The following is a 3,643-nucleotide window of genomic DNA, read 5'->3' as shown; positions in this document are numbered from 1 at the left end:
CGCGCGGCCGCTGGTGGGTGATGCGGCGACGGGCCGCGATGCCCGTGCGGCGGCGCTCGGCGCCGTGCTGACAGCCGGCGATGCGCGGGCGCTTGCGCTGTTGAAGGCCGAGGCCGAAGCCGAATGGGCGGTGCTCGCCGGGTTGATGCTGCCGCCGCCCGTGCCGGTAGAATGACGGCAGAAACCGCTTTCCCTGACAGGGGCTTTCGCGCACCATAGGCCCATGCTGGATGCCCGAAACACGCCGCCGCTGGCCGAAGTGCGCCTGTCGGACTATCGCGAGCCGGATTGGCTCGTGCCGCAGGTCCACCTGGATTTCCGGCTCGATCCGGTGCGCACTGTGGTCAAGGCCCGCCTCCATGTGCAGCGCAATGGCACGCACCAGCGGCCGCTGGTGCTCGATGGCCATGCGCTCGAAACCAGCGCCATCCGCATCGATGGGGCCTCGGTGCCGGCCTATCCCAATGGCGACACGCTCAGCCTGTCGATCAGCGGTGATACTGCGGTGGTGGAAACCGAAGTGGTCATCCACCCGCAGCGCAACACAAGGCTGATGGGGCTTTATGCCAGCGAGGGCCGACTGGTCACCCAGTGCGAGGCCGAAGGCTTCCGCTCCATCACCTGGTTCCCGGATCGGCCGGACGTGCTCTCGCGCTATTCGGTGCGGCTGGAGGCCGACAAGGCGGCTTATCCCGTGCTGCTCTCCAACGGCGACCGCGGTGACGCCCATGATCTGCCCGGTGGCCGCCACGAGATCAGCTGGACCGATCCCTGGCCCAAGCCCTGTTACCTGTTCGCGCTGGTCGCCGGGCAGCTTTCCGCACTGGAGGATGAATTCGTCACCATGAGCGGCCGGCAGGTGAAGCTGGCGATCTGGACGGCCGCCGCCGACGTGCCGCGCTGCGCCCACGCCATGGCCGCGCTGAAGGCCAGCATGGCCTGGGACGAGCGCGTTTATGGCCGCGAATATGACCTTGATGAGTTCAACATTGTCGCCGTGGCCGATTTCAACGCCGGCGCGATGGAGAACAAGGGCCTCAACATCTTCAATTCCAAATATATCCTGGCCGATACCGAAACCGCGACCGACATGGATTTCGATGCGGTCGCCGGCGTGGTCGCCCATGAATATTTTCACAACTGGACCGGCAATCGCGTCACCTGCCGCGACTGGTTCCAGCTGAGCCTGAAGGAAGGCCTCACCGTCTTCCGCGATCAGCAGTTCAGCGCCGATCAGGGCAGTGCTGCCGTCAAGCGCATTGACGACGTGCGCGCCTTGCGCGCCGTGCAGTTCCCGGAGGATGCGGGACCTCTGGCCCACCCGATCCGCCCCGATCATTATGTCGAGATCGCCAATTTCTACACGGCGACCATCTACAACAAGGGCGCCGAAGTCATCCGCATGCTGCACACGCTGCTGGGCGTGGATGGCTTCCGGCGCGGCACCGATCTCTATTTCGAACGCCACGATGGCCAGGCCGTCACCTGTGAGGATTGGGTGAAGGCGATGGAGGATGCCAATGGCATCGATCTCGGCCAGTTCCGCCGCTGGTATGAGCAGGCTGGCACGCCGCGCGTGACGGTCGATCTGCGCCAGGCCGGCAGCAAGGTCGAGGTGACGCTGCGCCAGTCCGTGCCGGCCACGCCCGGCCAGCCGCACAAGCAGACTGTGCACATGCCGTTCCGGTTGGCGCTGATCGGCCGCGAGACCGGCCGCCGCATCGGCGATGAACTGGTGGTGCAACTGAAGGACGCGGTCACCCACCTCACCTTCGATGCTGTCGCCGAGCCGGTGCTACCCAGCCTCAATCGCGGTTTCTCCGCGCCGGTGGTGGTGGACGCCGAAACCGCGCGCGCCGATCTCGCCTTCCTTGCCGCCCACGATGACGATCCGTTCGCCCGTTGGGAGGCGTTCCAGCGCCTGGCCCTGTCGGTGCTCTCCACCGATGACGATCCGGCCGAACTGGTCGCAGCGGTGCGCGGCACGCTCACCGATCCCGGTCTTGATGCCGCCTTCAAGGGCGAGGCGGTGCTGCTGCCGACCGAGGCGTTCATTGGCGACGCCGCCGCGCAAGTAGAGGTGGAGGCCATCCACCGCCGCCGCGACGCCGCACGGCTGGCCATCGCCCAGGGGCTGGAAGGCCTGTGGTGGGATGCCTATGCCGGGCAGGTGGCAGCGCTGGCCGGCGATCCGGCGGCGCTGACACCGGAGGCCAAGGGCGCCCGCCGGCTGGCCAATGTGGCGCTGGGTTACCTGGTCAGCGCCGGTTCCAATGAAGCCCTTGCCGCCGCCCGTCGCCAGTATGACACCGCCGCGACGATGACCGATCGCATGGGGGCGATGACGGCGCTGGTGAACAGCTCGTCGCCCGACCGCGAGCCGGTGCTCGCCGATTTCCACCAGCGCTTTGCCGGCAACAACGACGTGATCGACAAATGGTTCAGCGTGCAGGCGCTGGCCAACCGGCCCGACGTGCTGGCCAGCGTGCAGGCGTTGATCGGCCATCCCGATTTCACCATCGCCAATCCCAACCGGCTGCGCAGCCTGATCGGCGCCTTTGCCGCCAACCAGCGCTGGTTCCACGCTGCCGATGGCGCCGGTTATCGCCTGCTGGCGGATCAGCTGATCGCCGTCGATCGCATCAACCCGCAGAGCGCGGCGCGCCTGGCAGTGCCGTTGGGCCGCTGGCGCCGCTTTGACGAGGCCCGCGGCGCCCTGATGCGCGCCGAGCTGGAACGCATCGCCGGCACCAGTGGCATTTCCAAGGACGTGCTGGAAATGGCCTCGCGGGCGCTGGCATGACCCTGGGGGCGCCGCCGCTCCCGCTGTTCTTCCACGCCGATTATGCCCCGCCGCTGCCGCCGGGGCATCGTTTCCCGATGTCGAAATATGCGCTGCTGTTGCCGGCGCTGGCCGCCCGCGGGCAGGCGGTGGCGGTGCTCGATCCGCAGCCGATGCCGGCGCCATGGCTCCATGCCGTCCATGATTCCGCTTATGTCGATGCCGTGCTGGCTGCCCGCGTGCCGCCCGAGATCGAACGCCGCATCGGCCTGCCCGTCACCCCCGCCGTTGCCCGCCGCACGCGGCTGGTGGCCGGCGGCACTCATAGTGCTGCGCTCCATGCCCTCGCGCACGGCTGGGCGGCCAACGGCGCTGGCGGCAGCCACCACGCCGGACCGGAGGGCGGGGCGGGTTATTGCGTGACCAACGATCTGGCCATCGCTGCCAACCGGCTGATACGCGAAGGCCAGGTGGGCACCATCCTGATCGTGGATTGCGACGTGCACCAGGGTGATGGCACCGCCCGTATCATGGCCGGCCGCGACGACATCATCACGCTGTCGATCCATGCCGAGAAGAATTTCCCGGTCAGGAAGGCACGCTCCCACGTCGATATCGGTCTGCCCGATGGCACCGGGGATGCCGATTATCTCGCCGCGCTGGAACCGGCGCTGGCCGCACTGCTCGCGCGGCACCGGCCCGGCCTTGTGTTGCATCAGGCCGGCGTCGATCCGCATCAGGATGACCGGCTTGGCCGACTGGCGCTCACCGATGCCGGCCTCGCCGCGCGCGAGGTACTGGTGGCGCGCGCCGTCGCACGGGCCGGCGCGGCATTGGCGGTGACGCTGGGCGGCGGCTATG

Annotated in this window: 2 protein-coding genes; both read left to right on the top strand. The window is 68.1% G+C overall.

Going from position 1 to position 3,643, the window contains the following annotated elements:
- Positions 1-223: 223 nt before the first annotated feature.
- Positions 224-2,803: an aminopeptidase N gene (pepN, locus tag GJ693_RS14635; protein WP_156257002.1), complete on the top strand. Its 2,580-nt coding sequence runs from the start codon at positions 224-226 to the stop codon at positions 2,801-2,803.
- A partial coding sequence (locus tag GJ693_RS14630; RefSeq protein ID WP_156257001.1) for a histone deacetylase family protein occupies positions 2,800-3,643 on the top strand: 844 nt, incomplete at its 3' end. The genes pepN and GJ693_RS14630, both read left to right, overlap by 4 nt.

Origin of the sequence: Sandarakinorhabdus oryzae, from assembly GCF_009733735.1 — a bacterium.
GTDB classification, from domain to species: domain Bacteria; phylum Pseudomonadota; class Alphaproteobacteria; order Sphingomonadales; family Sphingomonadaceae; genus Sandarakinorhabdus; species Sandarakinorhabdus oryzae.
This window is presented reverse-complemented; position numbering and strand designations above follow the sequence as displayed.